Origin of the sequence: Aerococcus loyolae (assembly GCF_002871915.2) — a bacterium.
Taxonomy (GTDB): domain Bacteria; phylum Bacillota; class Bacilli; order Lactobacillales; family Aerococcaceae; genus Aerococcus; species Aerococcus loyolae.
In genome coordinates, this window is the sequence record NZ_CP126958.1 from 910,202 (window position 1) to 925,292 (window position 15,091).

General features: G+C 38.6%; 12 protein-coding genes. 10 read left to right on the plus strand and 2 right to left on the minus strand.

Annotated features, from left to right (window positions below; genetic code table 11):
* Nucleotides 1-191: 191 nt before the first annotated feature.
* Both CJ190_RS04180 and CJ190_RS04185 read left to right on the plus strand, forming a co-directional pair.
* Nucleotides 192-875, plus strand: coding sequence for an AzlC family ABC transporter permease (locus tag CJ190_RS04180; protein WP_064293592.1), 684 nt, complete (start codon nt 192-194; stop codon nt 873-875).
* Entirely contained in the window at nt 872-1,201 is a 330-nt protein-coding gene (locus CJ190_RS04185; protein WP_064293593.1) for a branched-chain amino acid transporter permease, read from the plus strand. Before CJ190_RS04180 ends, CJ190_RS04185 begins: the two co-directional genes overlap by 4 nt.
* Before the next feature lie 83 nt (nt 1,202-1,284).
* Here CJ190_RS04185 and CJ190_RS04190 read toward each other — a convergent pair whose 3' ends face one another.
* The gene (locus tag CJ190_RS04190; protein ID WP_064292384.1) at nt 1,285-2,421 is read right to left on the minus strand and encodes a pyridoxal-phosphate-dependent aminotransferase family protein; all 1,137 of its coding nucleotides are present in this window, start codon (nt 2,419-2,421) and stop codon (nt 1,285-1,287) included.
* Nucleotides 2,422-2,588: 167 nt separating this feature from the next.
* Here CJ190_RS04190 and CJ190_RS04195 point away from each other — a divergent pair, with 167 nt between their 5' ends.
* Complete coding sequence (locus tag CJ190_RS04195) at nt 2,589-3,377, plus strand: enoyl-CoA hydratase/isomerase family protein (protein ID WP_060778196.1); 789 nt, start codon at nt 2,589-2,591, stop codon at nt 3,375-3,377.
* 72 nt (nt 3,378-3,449) lie between these two features.
* On the opposite strand, the gene CJ190_RS04200 is transcribed toward CJ190_RS04195, so the two are convergent.
* On the minus strand, nt 3,450-4,397 hold the full coding sequence (locus CJ190_RS04200; protein ID WP_064292385.1) for a LysR family transcriptional regulator: 948 nt from the start codon (nt 4,395-4,397) through the stop codon (nt 3,450-3,452).
* Between the two features lie 220 nt (nt 4,398-4,617).
* Here CJ190_RS04200 and fabG point away from each other — a divergent pair, with 220 nt between their 5' ends.
* The 7 genes from fabG to CJ190_RS04235 all read left to right on the plus strand — a co-directional run bounded on the left by fabG (nt 4,618) and on the right by CJ190_RS04235 (nt 14,935).
* Nucleotides 4,618-5,355, plus strand: coding sequence for a 3-oxoacyl-ACP reductase FabG (gene fabG / locus CJ190_RS04205; RefSeq protein ID WP_070597939.1), 738 nt, complete (start codon nt 4,618-4,620; stop codon nt 5,353-5,355).
* A 78-nt stretch (nt 5,356-5,433) separates the two neighbouring features.
* Nucleotides 5,434-6,774 (plus strand): GntP family permease, encoded by a 1,341-nt coding sequence (locus CJ190_RS04210; protein WP_064292387.1) that lies wholly within the window; start codon nt 5,434-5,436, stop codon nt 6,772-6,774.
* A 37-nt stretch (nt 6,775-6,811) separates the two neighbouring features.
* Nucleotides 6,812-8,389 (plus strand): acyl CoA:acetate/3-ketoacid CoA transferase, encoded by a 1,578-nt coding sequence (locus tag CJ190_RS04215; RefSeq protein WP_064292388.1) that lies wholly within the window; start codon nt 6,812-6,814, stop codon nt 8,387-8,389.
* Between the two features lie 50 nt (nt 8,390-8,439).
* The gene (locus tag CJ190_RS04220) at nt 8,440-9,687 is read left to right on the plus strand and encodes a thiolase family protein (RefSeq protein ID WP_064292389.1); all 1,248 of its coding nucleotides are present in this window, start codon (nt 8,440-8,442) and stop codon (nt 9,685-9,687) included.
* 194 nt (nt 9,688-9,881) lie between these two features.
* A complete protein-coding gene (locus CJ190_RS04225; protein ID WP_101562024.1) occupies nt 9,882-13,100 on the plus strand; it encodes a DEAD/DEAH box helicase in 3,219 nt (1,072 codons plus the stop codon).
* 28 nt (nt 13,101-13,128) lie between these two features.
* Complete coding sequence (locus CJ190_RS04230; RefSeq protein ID WP_064292391.1) at nt 13,129-14,343, plus strand: CapA family protein; 1,215 nt, start codon at nt 13,129-13,131, stop codon at nt 14,341-14,343.
* A gap of 13 nt (nt 14,344-14,356) precedes the next feature.
* Nucleotides 14,357-14,935: a sugar O-acetyltransferase gene (locus CJ190_RS04235; RefSeq protein WP_064292506.1), complete on the plus strand. Its 579-nt coding sequence runs from the start codon at nt 14,357-14,359 to the stop codon at nt 14,933-14,935.
* Nucleotides 14,936-15,091 lie beyond the last annotated feature (156 nt).

Sequence of the window (15,091 nt, forward strand, 5' to 3'; positions counted from 1 at the left end):
ACAAATTCTTACTTATAAAAGAAACTGGGCATATGTCCCAGTTTTTTTTCTTATTATTGGCTAAGTTAGCTAAGACTATCAGGACTGATTGGAAAAGATCATAACTGGATGATCTTTCTGTGATTTATTTTCCTTTATAACTATATTATCCTGTATGATAGAACCATTTAACGTAGAAAAGAGGTTTGAAAATGAAAGAAGCGCTTAAATTTGCCTTTCCCAAAACCATCCCGATTATGATGGGTTATTTATTTTTGTCATTATCCTTTGGTTTATTAGCAACAAGTTCAGGGATTCACCCCCTGTTAACTATTTTAATGAGCCTAATTGTTTATGGGGGCTCGATTCAATTTGCCGGCATCAATGTATTATTGGGAGCCTATGATCCCTTTGCCGCTTTTATGCTGGCTGTTATGGTGAATGCGAGACACATGTTTTACGGCATTACCATGTTAGAAAGTTATCAGTCCCTAGGTTGGAAAAAATACTATAGCATTTTTGCTTTGTCTGATGAAACCTTTTCGCTGACAGCTTCGGTTAAAGTTCCCGACCATATTGATAAGTCTTGGGTCTACTTTTTGATCAGTTTATTAGACCAGCTTTACTGGATTATTGGAACAGTTCTAGGGATTTTCTTAGGAAATTTTATCAGCTTTAGCCTAAGAGGAATTGAATTTATTTTAACAGCCTTGTTTGTAAGTATTTTTGTCGACCAATGGCAAGGAAGCGCTAATCATAGGCCACAAATCATTGCTTTAGCCACTGGATTAATTTGTTTATTTATTTTTGGCCCCAATAGCTTCTTGATTCCAGCAATGTTAATTATTATTGCCATATTCTTTTTTGTTTTTATACGTGAGGAGGAAGAAAGATGAGCTTTAACCAACAGTTAATAACGGTCATTCTCTTGGCCTTGGGAACAGCCTTAACCCGTTTTATTGTCTTTGTGGTTTTTTCGAAAAATCAAGTACCTCCTCGTTTTGTCACTTATTTAGGTAAGGTTCTTCCTGCCGCTGCCATTAGCCTCTTAGTGGTTTATTCCCTACAATCAAGTACCCCCTTGGCTTATCCCTATGCCTTACCTGAACTGATTGCTATCCTAGTGACAATTTTGCTTCAGGCTAAGACCCACCGCTCTTTACTGAGTATTGCTGGCGGAACCCTATCTTATATGTTCTTAGTTCAAGTGGTTTTCCCGTAATTCTTTAAAAATTAAGCTAGGGAAGAGTTAATAACATAATGTAATAAAAAATGGAGATTCACTTTTTATGAATCTCCGTTTTTTTAATAGTTTTTAGCAATGTCACTTAACATAAACTTTTCTTCTAGCTCGCCTTGGTATTTTATACCTAAATGATGAAAGGATTTGTCTAGGGCGTGGTACATTTTTTGAAAATATTTGACTTCCATATTACTTCCCATATGGGCAATTCGCAGCAGCCTTTCGCCTTGGGGACCATCGCCTTTAGTAATTAAAATACCTTCGTCCTTTACTAATTTCATCACATCCAGGCTTGAAACTGATTCAGGGAGTAAAACACTGGTTAATGTATTTGAGGCATGGTCTTTAGCATATAGTTCAAAACCGGCTTCTTTAAATAATTGTCGGGTAGCTTCAGCCCATTTTTGATGCTTGTTGGCAAAATCACTGTCAATTGCTTGTTTAATAGCTACATCCATGGCATAAATGGCCTGGTCATTCATTGTATAAGGAAAGTCGAAATGCGGATCGTCAAAGCTGAGATAAGATTGGAAATTGGCGTAAAAGCTAGGGATAGGGGAATGACGATTTTCCATATGCTCTATGGCACGTTTGGAAAGGGTGACACTAGCCAGGCCTACAGGAGCGGAAAAGCATTTTTGACTACCACCTAGTAAGACATCCACTTTAGCTTGGTCAAAGTTAATATATTCTCCGCCAATTGCGGAAACTGAATCGACTATAGAAAGAATATTATAGCTATTTAAGATTTGACCGATGCCATGAATATCATTAGTGATGCCGGTGGGGGTTTCACAATGGACGAAAGTTGCCACCTGAAAATCGTGGTCGTTTTCTAGAAAGGCTTTTAAGTCATTCAAATTAATCCCACGGCGCCAGTCACTTTCATAGAGCACTACCTCTGCCTTAACAAAGTTGACGAAGTCTTGAAAACCTTGGCCATAAACCCCGTTACTAATCACCAAAACCCGGTCTCCTGGTTGGATGATAGAATTGACAGCAGCTTCTAGAGCCAATAGGGCTTCACCCACCATAAAAAAAGAGACAGCTTTGGTATGTAATAACTGTGATATCTGGTTTTCAACCTGACGTTGATATTGGGTGTACTTGTGGTCAATATCAGGATTAGTTTTTGCTTGACCATAGGCTTTAAGAACGGCTTGGGAGATATGAGTGGGTCCGGGACACAAGTTTAACATACGATCATACCTTTCTAGTGAGTAATCATTATCTCAAGTATAGCAAACATTTGACATAAAGAAATAGTTATCGCTATACTAAAGAAAAGGAATTTGTGAAAGGGCTTTCTGCGTGAGATAATGTAGTTGTGAAAACAAACACAATATTTTTAGAAGGAGTGACTCAAATGTCAGTTGTTGAGACTAAAGTTGAGAATAAAGTGGGGAAAATTATTCTAAGAAATGACCCGTTAAACATCTTGGAAATGGAACACTTACAATTGATTGAAGACGCTGTTCATGAAATGGATAACAACGATGAAGTAAGTGTTATTTACTTCACAATGGTTATGCAAAAAGAAGGAAAAATCTTCTCTGCTGGGATGGATCTCGATGAAATGCTAGCAACTCAAGAGGAAGAAAACGGAATTGAAAATTACTGTAAGGTGTCTAAACGTAACTACTCCTGCTTCTACTATGCTAAAAAACCCGTAATCTATGTTTATGATGGCATTGTTCGCGGTGGTGGTTGTGAAATGTCACTCTTTGCTGACTATCGGATTGCTGGTGAAAAATTAAATATTGCCTTACCAGAAATTGGCATCGGTATTATCCCTGGTGGGGGCGGTACCCAAACACTTCAACGTTTAATTGGTGTTGCTAATGCGAAATCATTAATTTATACCGGTAGACCATTGAAAGCTGAAGAAGCTAAAGAAGTTGGCTTAGTTCAAAATGTCTTTCCATCTGACAGCCTGCAAGAAGAAGCAACTAAGATTGCTGAAAAAATGGCTAAGAACTCCCCACAAGGTTTACAAGCAGCTAAACGTGCCATTAATGATGGGGCTCACCTACCTATCGATGAAGCTTTAGCCTTTGAAACCGAAGTCTTTATTGATAACTTCAAAACTGAAGATGCTGCTGAAGGGATTAAAGCTTTCAAAGAAAAACGGGAACCTAACTACAAAAATCGTTAGTCATTTAGAAATTAAGGCGTAGCTTACAAGCGAAAAGCTCCCCAAACTTTGTATAAGTCGGGGAGCTTTTTATTAATCTTTATTGGTGGAGAAGGTAAATTTTGGACTGAGTTCGCGAAGAATATCCGTTGATGATCGAATAAATTCAACGATGGTTGGTGCTAGGGAACGATCTTGACGATGAGAGAATACATAGTCACACTTAAAAATATCACTATCAAAAACAAAGACGTTACAGTCATTAAAAGTTGGCCAAGACATCCCTGTAACTGGTACAAAGGTAGCCCCTACTCCTTTTCTTGTTAAACCGACTGCCGAATAGACAGTGGAAGTTTCCAAAATGACATTTTGTTTTAGCCTTTTACGATTATAAAATAAATCCACTAAGCGTCTTAAGCCAAAATTATGGGGAAGTAAGACGAGGGGGAGATTATCTAATTTTTCAATATCGTAGGGGAAATGGGTGATCTCGCTTCCATATTTTTCTTGGTAGAGTGGGTTATTTTTAGGGACAATCAAATACATCTGGTCGCTATAGACATAGTGATGTTGAAAAGCATTGTTTTCCATAGGAGCCATTTCAAAAGCGATATCAATCATGTGATTTTCGATTAAAGAATCAATGGTATCGGCATCCTCTTCATAAAATTCAAATTTAATTTCGGGATTTTTATCAAGAAAGGGTGGAATAATTAAAGGCAAGATACTACTACCTAGGGCCGGATTAATTCCTAGTTTAATTTTCCCTTTTTTGTTTTTTGAGATCATATCAAATTCACTTAGCATATCGAGGTCGATTTCATGCTTTCTGCGCAAATGGTCTAAATAACGTTCACCGGCATAAGTGATTTGAACCGAACGCGGTAAACGGGTGAAAAATTCTAATCCATATTCACCTTCTAAACGGCTTAACATTTTACTTAAATAGGGTTGAGAGACATAGAGCTTTTCTGCAGCAGCAGTAATATTACCTTCGGCTACAATTGTTTCCATGAGTACTAAGGGTGTTATGTTAGACATTTTTAGAAACCTCCAAATAGTCAGTGCATGCTTAACGGTGTGTATAGTATAGCATAATTTGCTAGCTATAACAATATAGTTATTGATAGCGCTTTCATATATTATTTCTATTTTCCTTTCTTTTCCGATATAATAAGCATGTAAAAGAAATGGTTTGTAGTTACTTAGCTCGTTATAACTATAAATTGATACATTAGGTATTTCAAAGGAGGAAGATCGAATGTTTAACGATCAAGTTGTTGTAGTTACTGGCGCAGGCCAAGGTATTGGTGCTGAAATCGCTAAAGAATTCGCTCAAGATGGTGCTCAAGTAGTCATTGTTGATTTCAATGAAGAAACTGCACAAAAGACAGCAGAAGCCATTAATGAAAGCAATGGTAAAGCAGTTGCTTATCAAGCAGATGTATCTGATTTCGACCGTGCTGAGGAAATCATTGCCGATGTTGTTGAAAAATACGGAAAAGTTGATGTTTTAATCAACAATGCTGGTATTACCCGTGATGCTTCATTGAAGAAAATGACTAAAGAACAATGGGATCAAGTTATTGCAACTAACCTAACAGGTGTATTTAACTATTCTAAAGCAGCATTTATTCGCATGACTGCCGCAGGGTATGGTCGTATTGTTAACGCTTCTTCCTTAGCAGGGGTTGAAGGTAACTTCGGTCAAACCAACTACTCCGCTTCAAAAGCAGGTATTATCGGTATGACTAAGACAATCGCCCGTGAAGGTGCTGCAAAAGGTGTTACCGTTAATGCCGTTGCACCTGGTTTCATTGAAACTCCAATGACCGATGCTATTCCAGAAGAGATCAAACAAAATATGATTGATGGTATTCCGGTAAAACGTATTGGTTATCCAAAAGACATTGCCAATGCAATGAAATTCTTAGCTTCACCAGATTCAGGTTATATCACTGGTCAATTACTACAAGTTAACGGTGGTATGAACATGTAATGTCGCTCGCTGCATAAAAATTAAAGGAACGGTTAACCGTTCCTTTAATAATGTTTTTTTACAGCAAGGAGAAAATATATGGAAATTATTGGCGTAATCGGTATATTTCTTGCGATTATCGCAATTATTTATTTATCAGTTAGAGGATTAAACATTGTTATAGCTGCTCCTCTAGCCACATTAATTGTTATTCTAACTAACCAAATGGACATCTTTGGGTCATTAATTGGTGATGCACCTTCTTATATGACCGGTCTTGCAGGTTTCTTAATTAAAAACTTTGCGATTTTCCTATTAGGTGCAGTTCTGGCTCAGTATATGGAAAAAAGTAATGCAACTGTTTCTATCGCTAACTGGGTTTTGGCCAAAGTTGGTTTAGATAATCCCTTTATTGTGCTAGTAGCTTTCGCTGGTATTGCAGCAATATTAACTTACGGTGGGATTAGTTTATTTGTGGTTATGTTTGCCTTAGTTCCATTAGCTCGACCGATCTTTAAAAAATTAAATGTGAATTGGTCCTTATTACCTATTCCCTTATTCTTGGGAATGGCAACCGTAACCATGTCTATGTTGCCAGGGACACCTTCAGTTCAAAATGCGGTACCAACGACTTACTTAGGGACTACTTTAACAGCAGCTCCTGTGTTGAGTATGATTGGTGTTATTACTGTGGTTGCTTTTGGACTGACCTACTTAAAGTTTCAATTAAATCGTAGTCTAGCTAAAGGAGAAACTTTCTATTCTTATCTTGGTGAAGGTGAATCAGTTGGAGAAGAAGCTGATCTTGACGCTGAAACAGATGAAGAAAATATTCCTCCAATTTTATTAGCCATTTTACCTTTGGTTACTTTAGTTGCGATTATTTTAATCTTCAGTGATGTGCCAAATATTATTTTGATTGCTTTAACTGTGGGTATCTTATTAAGTGCCTTCTTATATCGGAAATATTTACCAAAACAAACTTCATTATTGAATGATGGAGCTAATAGTGCTGTACCATCAGCCTTTGCTACCTCAAGCTCAGTAGCTTTTGGATCAGTATTAACCAGTGCTCCTGGATTCAGTGTGGTTCAAGATGCGATTATGTCTATCCCGGGTAACCCATTAATTGGACTATCTGTAGCAACTGCTTTACTTGGCGGGATTACAGGTTCTAGTTCAGGGGCTCTGGGTATCGTCATGCAAAACTTTGCACCAACTTATTTAGAGATGGGAATTGCACCTGAATTGATTCACCGTATTGCAGTTGTTGCATCAGCTGTGATTACAGTGGTTCCTCATTCGGGAGTGACAATCACCTTTAACAACTTGACTGGCTTAAGTTTAAAAAATGCTTTCATGCATCAATTTATAATGGTTAACGGTGGTCACTTGCTTGCCTTAATCGCTATGTTAATTGCTTCAACAATTTTATATTAAGATAAAGAAATGTATTTATAGAAAAGGAGAGAGATAAATGGGTAAAAAGAAACCAGTTATTTCAAGTCGTGAAGCAGCTGATTTAATTAAAGATAACGATCTATTAGCTACTTGTACTTTTGGTTTAGGGGGCTTGCCTGAAGACTTACTAGTAGGGGTTAAAGAACGTTACGAAGAAGAACAACATCCTAAAGATATCACTTTCATGTGGTCTTGTGGTATTGGTAACAACAAACCTGGCCGTGGCGCTGACCACTTATTAGCAGATGGTTTGGTAAAACGTATCATTGCTGGTCACGTTGGTTCTTCACCTGGTATGGTTGACAAGGTTGTTAATAACGAAGTTGAAGCCTACTTATTACCACAAGGTGTATTTACTCAACTTTATCGTGCAATTGCTGGTAACAAACCTTTCTTAACCAAAGTTGGTTTACAAACTTATGTTGACCCTCGTTTAGAAGGGGCTAAAGCGACTGAAAAAACCACTGAAGAACTGATTGAATTAGCGGAATTTGGTGGCGAAGAATGGTTAAAATATCCAGATTTTGATATTGATGTTGCCTTCATCCGTGGATCATTTGCTGATGAAAAAGGGAACATGAATGTTGAAGATGAGACCTGTATTCTTGAACAACTTGAATTAGCAATGGCAACCAAGAAAAAAGGCGGTACCGTTATTGCTCAAGTAAAACAAATTGTTGAAAACAACTCTCTAGATCCTAAGAGCATTGTGGTACCAGGTGGTTTAATTGACTATATTGTGGTAGCTGACCCAGAATATCACTACCAAACCATGGGTACCTACTACAGCCCAGAGCTAGCTGGAAAAATCAATGTTCCAGTAGACAGCGTTAAACCTGCACCACTTTCCTCACGTAAGGTCATTGGTCGTCGTGCAGCTATGGAATTACAACCTGATTCTGTGATTAACTTAGGTATTGGTACGCCTGACATGGTGGCCTCTGTTGCCCAAGAAGAAGGCGTTGCTGACGAATACGTGACAACTCTAGAGATGGGTATCTGGGGTGGTAGTGCTGCTGGTGGCTTAGACTTTGGTGCTTCACGTAATGCTGACGCATCTATTGCTATGGCTAACCAATTTGACTTCTACGATGGTAACGGTTTAGACCTTTCTGTATTAGGGATTGGACAAATTGACCAATATGGTAACAATAATGTTACAAAATTTGGTCCTAAAGTTCCTGGCCCAGGTGGATTCATCAATATTTCTCAAAACACTAAGAACCTTGTCTTTGTAGGTACTTTAACTGTTGGTGGTAAATCACACATCGAAGACGGCAAATTAGTCATTGATGAACAAGGTCGTGGACCTAAATTCTTAAAAGAAGTAGAACAAGTAAGTTTCTCTGGTAAATATGCTCAAGAAAACGACCAAAATATCTTATACGTCACTGAACGTGCTGTCTTTGACTTACATGAAGGTAAAGTTCGTTTAATTGAAATTGCACCAGGAATTGACCTCCAAAAAGATGTTCTTGATCAAATGGAATTTGAACCTGAAATTGTCGAAGACTTGAAAGAAATGAATCCTGATATCTTTAAAGAAGAATGGGGCGGCCTTAAAGAAATTATTGATGCAAAATCTAAAAAATAATTAGATATGTTGTATAATAAAGGCCTTGAAATTAAAGGAGGATTTAGTGAATGTTAAAAGCTAAAAATGAAGAAGTTGTTTTTGTCGGTGCCGCACGGACTCCTGTTGGTGCTTACCTAGGCGACTTAAAGACTGTACCAGTTGACGAATTAGGGGTGATTTCTCTTACAGAAGCTGCTAAACGTGCTGGTGTTGCCGTTGAAGACATTGAAGAAGTTATTGTGGGTCATGTCACTGGCTCACAAACAACCAATAATTTAGGTAACATTATCGGAATTGATGCAGGAGTAAAAAATACTGCAACAGGTATGACCATTAACCGTATCTGTGGATCAGGTATTCAATCCGCTGTATCAGCCGCACAGGAATTACTATTTTCCAACAAAAGTATCATTGCCGCTGGTGGGGTAGAATCTTTATCTCGTGCACCTTTCTATCTACCAGAATCCGCTCGTTATGAGGGGTTAAAGGGAGGCAACAAACCTTTAATTGATGCTAACTTAGCTGGTCATAGCTCTGCTTCTGGTAAAGATTCTGGTGTTAACCATATGGGGAATACTGCAGAAAATGTTGCTCGTAAATACGGAATTACTCGTGAACGCGCTGACCAATTTGCGGTAGAATCCCAACGTAAAGCTGCAGAAGCTATGGAAAACGGACGTTTTGCTCAAGAAATCATTCCGGTAGAAGTTAAAGGACGTAAGGGGAAAGTTAACGTCGTAGAAAAAGACGGCCATCCGCGTCCAGGAACATCGATGGAATCATTAGCTAAATTACGCCCAGCTTTTGAAAAAGATGGTATTGTTACTGCAGGTAATGCTTCTGGATTAAATGATGGTGGTGCTTTTGAAATTATGACCACCAAATCAGTTGCTGAAGAACGTGGCTTAGAAATTATGGCTCGCGTCGTTGACTACCAAATTGCTGGTTGTGACCCTGCTTACATGGGCTTAGGACCGGTTCAAGCCATTAAAGACATTCTTGCGCGTCAAGAAATGGACCTTAAAGAAGACATTGATATCTTAGAAATTAACGAAGCCTTTGCAGCTCAAACTATTGGTTGCTTGATTGAACTTGGTATTGAAGAAGATACTGATTTCTACAAGAATCATTTCAACCCACATGGTGGTGCAGTTGCTTTAGGTCACCCATTAGGCATGTCTGGCGCACGTATCATTACATCCCTATTGTATGAATTCAAGAACCATCCAGAATACCGTTACGCGATTGCTTCAGCATGTATCGGTGGTGGACAAGGTATTGCTCTCTTACTTGAAAATGGGTACTACCAAGGTTAATTTAAATCATTAGCTTAAAATATAACTCCTAGGTACTTCTCCTAGGGGTTTTTTGTTTTTTTGTAAAATTTAAATACTAGTAATGACAGACTTCTACATAAGCGTTAAAGCTGGATATTCTATTCACTTTTACATGGGTATGTTATAATAAATTAATTCAAAGAGTTAATTATTTATAAAAAGTGGGTGAATTTATGCGTTGGAGTATACCAACAAAAATGATTGAGGAAGGTAGGCAGCTAGTTAACCAGGACCGTGTGCTAAAAGTGATTCCTAATGAAAATGAGGCTATTTGGCGCGCAGAAGTTCTTGATGATGAAAAATACATCGTTATTTTAGATGGAACTGGTAAAGAAGAAGATATTTGTCGTTGTATCACCTGGCAACAAAAATCTTACTGCCCACACACCGTTGCAGTGGAATTGTTTTTACGTGACCATGAGGTGGTGCGTGCCATGGCATATTCCAAGCGACCTCTATTTCATTATCCAGAAAATGTGATGGACCAGCATCCATCAATCGATAAATTACTCACTTCCTACCGTGAAAGAATGGATTACCAGCTCAGTGACAAGGATCAAGTCAAGACCTATCGTTTAAAGGTTCAATTTGAAATTTACGATATGACTGGACTCCAATATCAATTATCGAGTGAAAGACTCTTTTATTTAAGGCTAAAAGTCGGCTATGATCAACTTTACTATGTTCAAGATTTTACGGATTTTTATCGACAACTTTTAAATGCGGGCTCATATCGGCTCTCCAACCGCCACGATAAGGCAGTCTGGCTCATGAAAGAAGCCTTTAATGCTGATACTTATGACTTGCTTTATCAATTAGCCTTGATTAAGGAAAATAACAATCACCGCCTAGAAGCAGGATTAAATATTTCTACATCTCACCAAAGCCCTCAACGAGATTTCTTGTCTCAGAAACAATTGTCCATGTTGATAGATTTTTATCAAGAGCACAGTGAATCAAATCAAGATGGCGACAACATCCAATTTTATCTCGATGATGAATTAGTTGAGCTTAACTTTTATCAAGACAAACGGCCAGTCTTACTTGAACTCCAGCACAAGGATGAAAATTACCTAGTGATCATGAATCCTAGGATGCGCTTATATAAGTTCTACCAAATGATCTTCGATGGCTACAATCTCTATAAAATCGAAGCTGACCAAAGTTATTTTGATGATTTAGAATTGTTGCAAGGGACATTTGCTGATCATTCCTACCAGTGGCAGCTTAGTGAGGATGAGGTTGAAGAGTTTATTTCTTGTTTCGGTTACCAAATTCTTGCCCATGGGCTGATCAATAATATTGTATTATTAAGTTTTGCCTCAGGAATGGGGCCATTGAAAGTGGAAATTGCCCTAGATGTTAGTGATCGTCTCTTAAAAGCTGATTTAATCTATCATTATGGCCAGTACCAGTTATCTGATACTCCAGGAGAAAATCGTTTGCCAGAAAAGGGGATTATCTTACGAGATATTAAGGGCGAAATCCAATCCGAGCAACAACTTATTAGATTAGCCTTTGAAAAATCAGATAATCAATTTATCAATCAATTTGATAACTTTAACCAAACCATGGAAGCATTAAACGATTGTCAGAAATTCTTCCCTGATGAATGGACGGTGACTTATAGCCAACAATTAGAGGAATGGCAAAATAACGATAAGCAATTAAAAGTAGAAACTGGTAAAAATGAAGAGAATCGCTTCTTAACGATTAATTTCACCCTGGATGATGTTGATGACGATGAAGTCAATGAAATTTTAAAGGCTATCGAGCAAAACGACCAATACCTGCAGTTAGATAGTGGAAAAATTATTGATTTGAAGAAAATCATTACTCCTCAACAGAATAAGATGTTAAAACAGCTGCGTTCTGGCAATACGCATTGGGAAAATGGAGGGCAAGTTCCTGCCTACCAAAGTCTAAAATATGCAGATGCCTTAGGCCAGGCAGTGGATTTTGAACAATTCTACCAAGATATCATCCACCCAGCTCGTTCGGATTACCAAAGCAACCCAGGCTTAAAAACTGAATTAGCTCCTTATCAAAAATATGCTGTCCAGTGGCTAAGTCAATTGGCTAAATATAACCTAGGTGGACTATTAGCTGATGAAATGGGACTAGGAAAAACGGTTCAAACAGTAGCTTTTCTGTTGGATTACTTTGATAAACTGCCTCAAGCCAATGTGCTCATTTTAGCGCCAGCTTCTGTTATCTATAATTGGAAATATGAAATCCAACGCTTTGCTCCAGAGGTGAAGGTTGTGGTTTTAGATGGTAGTGCAGAAGAAAGGGAAAAACTCCGTCAGGAAAATCCCAAGGCTATATGGATTTGCTCCTATCATTCCTATCGTAATGACCAGGAAGCCTACCACCAAGAATATTTTGATATCTTGATTCTAGATGAAGCCCAAGCACTCAAGAATGAACGCACAGTCTTATACCAATCAGTCGTTAACCAAGATAGTGGTATGCGGATCGGCTTATCGGGGACTCCTTTAGAGAATAATTTAAATGAATTTTGGGCTTTGATGCAAATGATCTTACCAGGCCTATTGCCACAGAAGAAAGAATTTCAAGCCATGTCCATTGAAAGCATTCGTAAATTGGTTAGCCCCTTCGTCCTACGGCGTACCAAACAAGAAGTTCAATTGGAATTACCTGATAAGTCCGTCCATAATCGCTATGCTAGTCTAGAATCTAATCAAAAGGCTGTTTATCTTGCTTATTTAGAAGATATCCGCGATCGCCTAAAAGATAATGATGTCAATGGTTCCCACAAACACATGGAAATGCTTGCTGCAATTACCCGTTTAAGACAAATTTGCTGCCATCCAGCCCTAGTTAATTCTGACTACCAAGGAACGAGTGGAAAATTTGAATATTTCAAACGAATGTTAGAACGAGCTCTAAGCAATAACCGACGAATATTGGTCTTTTCACAATTTACATCGATGTTAGCCATCATGCAGGATTACTTGGACCAAGAGAAAATTAAATATTTTATTATTGAAGGTAAAACCAATAAAGAAAAACGCCAAGATCAAGTCAATCGCTTCAACCAAGGGGAAGGATCCGTCTTTTTAATCTCTCTAAGAGCTGGTGGGGTCGGAATTAATCTGACTGGCGCTGATACTGTCTTTCTTTATGACTTGTGGTGGAATCCTTCTGTTGAAGAACAAGCAATCGGCAGGGCGCATCGAATCGGACAAACCAAAGATGTTGAGGTTTACCGTTTTATTACCGAAGGAACTATCGAAGAGCGCATTGCTGAATTACAAGAAGAAAAACGTCATCTTTTTGATGAACTCTTCCAAGATGAAGAAATGGGAGAAAGTTCTCACTTAACTATGGATGACTTACGCTTTATTTTAGATATGCCAGCTAGTTAAAAGTGAGTAAGCATAAAGGAGGTAGACGATGAATATCAAAGGATTGTTAAAAGCGCTTTTAGGTGTTTTCTTTGCCCTGTTAATTGTTATTTCAGGAGCATTTCTCTATCAAGAATTAAAGCACTCTAAGGATGGCCAAAGTTGGGAGTTCAGCTTAAACCCTAAGGATAATTTCTCCAAAACCAGTACTGCTCGAATTTTTTGTAATGGTGACTTACTCTACCATGATATTGTGTATTGGTCGGCTGAGCAGGGAGATGGGAGCTATGATTTCAACAATAACTTCCGCTATGTTAAAGATTGGTTGAACCAGGGCGACTTGGTGATCGGTGATTATGAAGGAACGATCACACCAGGGCGTGAGCTAACTGGTTATCCCATGTTTAACGCCCCTGTGGAAGTTGCTTCAGCTATAAAGAATGCTGGTTATGATGTGATGGCCTTAGCTAACAACCATATCTTGGATATGGGATTAGAAGGCGTTGCTTCTACGCAAAAAGCTTTTAATGATTTAGGTATCGATACTATCGGAGTTTATACCAAAGCGCCACGTTCTACTGAGCAACTCTTAATTAAAGAGGTCAATGGCATTAAAGTGGCCATACTGAATTATGCTTATGGCTACAACGGTATGGAACAAAATCTGTCCCAAAAAGAATATGAGGCTTCCATGAGTGACCTTGATGAAGAAAAAATGAAGGAAGAGATTAACTTTGCTGAGGAAAATGCGGATATAACCATTGTTATGCCACATATGGGTATTGAGTATCAATTACAGCCTAATGAAGAACAAAAAGCTCTCTATCATAAGATGATTGATTGGGGAGCAGACCTGGTCTTTGGTGGTCATCCCCATGTCATTCAACCGAGCGAAGTTGTTAACCACAATGGTGAAAATAAGTTTATTATTTATTCCATGGGGAATTTCTTATCTAATCAACGGATCGAAACCGTTGACAACCCTTGGACTGAAAGAGGTGTACTGATGGATGTTAGCCTGACTAAGCATGGAGACACCACCAAGATCGACACCATCCAAGCTCATCCTACCTGGGTTAATCGAACTCCCAATGGTAAAAGAGGCCACGGCTTCGATCTATATGATTACACGGTTTATGTCTTAGAAGATTGGGTTCAAGGCGGGAAGTATTATGGTCAATTAGATCATGCGACTCAAGCCAGAGTTGATCGCGCTTACCAAGAAACGCTTGACCATGTCAATTTACAATGGCCTAAAGAATGAAAAGGAAGATAAAATGTCTGAACGCGAAAAAATGGAAACTGGTCAATGGTATGATGCTAATTACGATGAGGAATTACTAGCCATGCGACAAAAGGCCCAAGGCTTAGCTAAGGAATATAATGATTGTCTATTAGAAGATCCTCAGCAAAAGGAAGCTTTCTTACGCCAAATATTTGGTTACTTTGGGAATAATTCTCAATTACTGGCACCTTTTTATGTTGACTATGGTTTTAATGTCAGTATCGGTGATGATTGTTTTATCAATTATTCTGCCTACTTTATGGACGGGGCACCTATTAGCATAGGAGACCACTGTTTTATTGGCCCTTTTTGTGGCTTCTATACGGCACAGCACCACCTACAAATTAAAAAGCGTAACCAGGGCCTAGAGCGGGCTCTACCAATTACAGTTGGGGCAAACTGTTGGCTCGGAGCCAATGTTTCGGTGATGCCCGGCGTAAGTATTGGTTCTGGTGCAGTGATTGGTGCTGGTAGTGTGGTAACCAAGGATATTCCGAACAACGCCTTGGCAGTCGGGGTGCCAGCAAAGGTTGTTCGCTATATTGATCAAGATGAGGATTTAGCCGATTAAATAGAAAATAGCTTTATAGGTCTTGTATTCTATTTGATAATGATATATAATAGGCCAGTATGTGTTTAACATATACTTATTTCACACTGCGTGGATTGAAATGCCAGGTGCTCGAGCATGAGTAGCGTTTCTTGGAAGCGTAGGCGGAAAAAATAA

Bases quoted from the DNA above. Each gene is read 5' to 3' on its own strand.
- CJ190_RS04180 (WP_064293592.1), top strand. From the start codon at position 192: ATGAAAGAAGCGCTTAAATTTGCCTTTCCCAAAACCATCCCGATTATG.
- CJ190_RS04185 (WP_064293593.1), top strand. From the start codon at position 872: ATGAGCTTTAACCAACAGTTAATAACGGTCATTCTCTTGGCCTTGGGA.
- CJ190_RS04190 (WP_064292384.1), bottom strand. From the start codon at position 2,421: ATGTTAAACTTGTGTCCCGGACCCACTCATATCTCCCAAGCCGTTCTT.
- CJ190_RS04195 (WP_060778196.1), top strand. From the start codon at position 2,589: ATGTCAGTTGTTGAGACTAAAGTTGAGAATAAAGTGGGGAAAATTATT.
- CJ190_RS04200 (WP_064292385.1), bottom strand. From the start codon at position 4,397: ATGTCTAACATAACACCCTTAGTACTCATGGAAACAATTGTAGCCGAA.
- fabG (WP_070597939.1), top strand. From the start codon at position 4,618: ATGTTTAACGATCAAGTTGTTGTAGTTACTGGCGCAGGCCAAGGTATT.
- CJ190_RS04210 (WP_064292387.1), top strand. From the start codon at position 5,434: ATGGAAATTATTGGCGTAATCGGTATATTTCTTGCGATTATCGCAATT.
- CJ190_RS04215 (WP_064292388.1), top strand. From the start codon at position 6,812: ATGGGTAAAAAGAAACCAGTTATTTCAAGTCGTGAAGCAGCTGATTTA.
- CJ190_RS04220 (WP_064292389.1), top strand. From the start codon at position 8,440: ATGTTAAAAGCTAAAAATGAAGAAGTTGTTTTTGTCGGTGCCGCACGG.
- CJ190_RS04225 (WP_101562024.1), top strand. From the start codon at position 9,882: ATGCGTTGGAGTATACCAACAAAAATGATTGAGGAAGGTAGGCAGCTA.
- CJ190_RS04230 (WP_064292391.1), top strand. From the start codon at position 13,129: ATGAATATCAAAGGATTGTTAAAAGCGCTTTTAGGTGTTTTCTTTGCC.
- CJ190_RS04235 (WP_064292506.1), top strand. From the start codon at position 14,357: ATGTCTGAACGCGAAAAAATGGAAACTGGTCAATGGTATGATGCTAAT.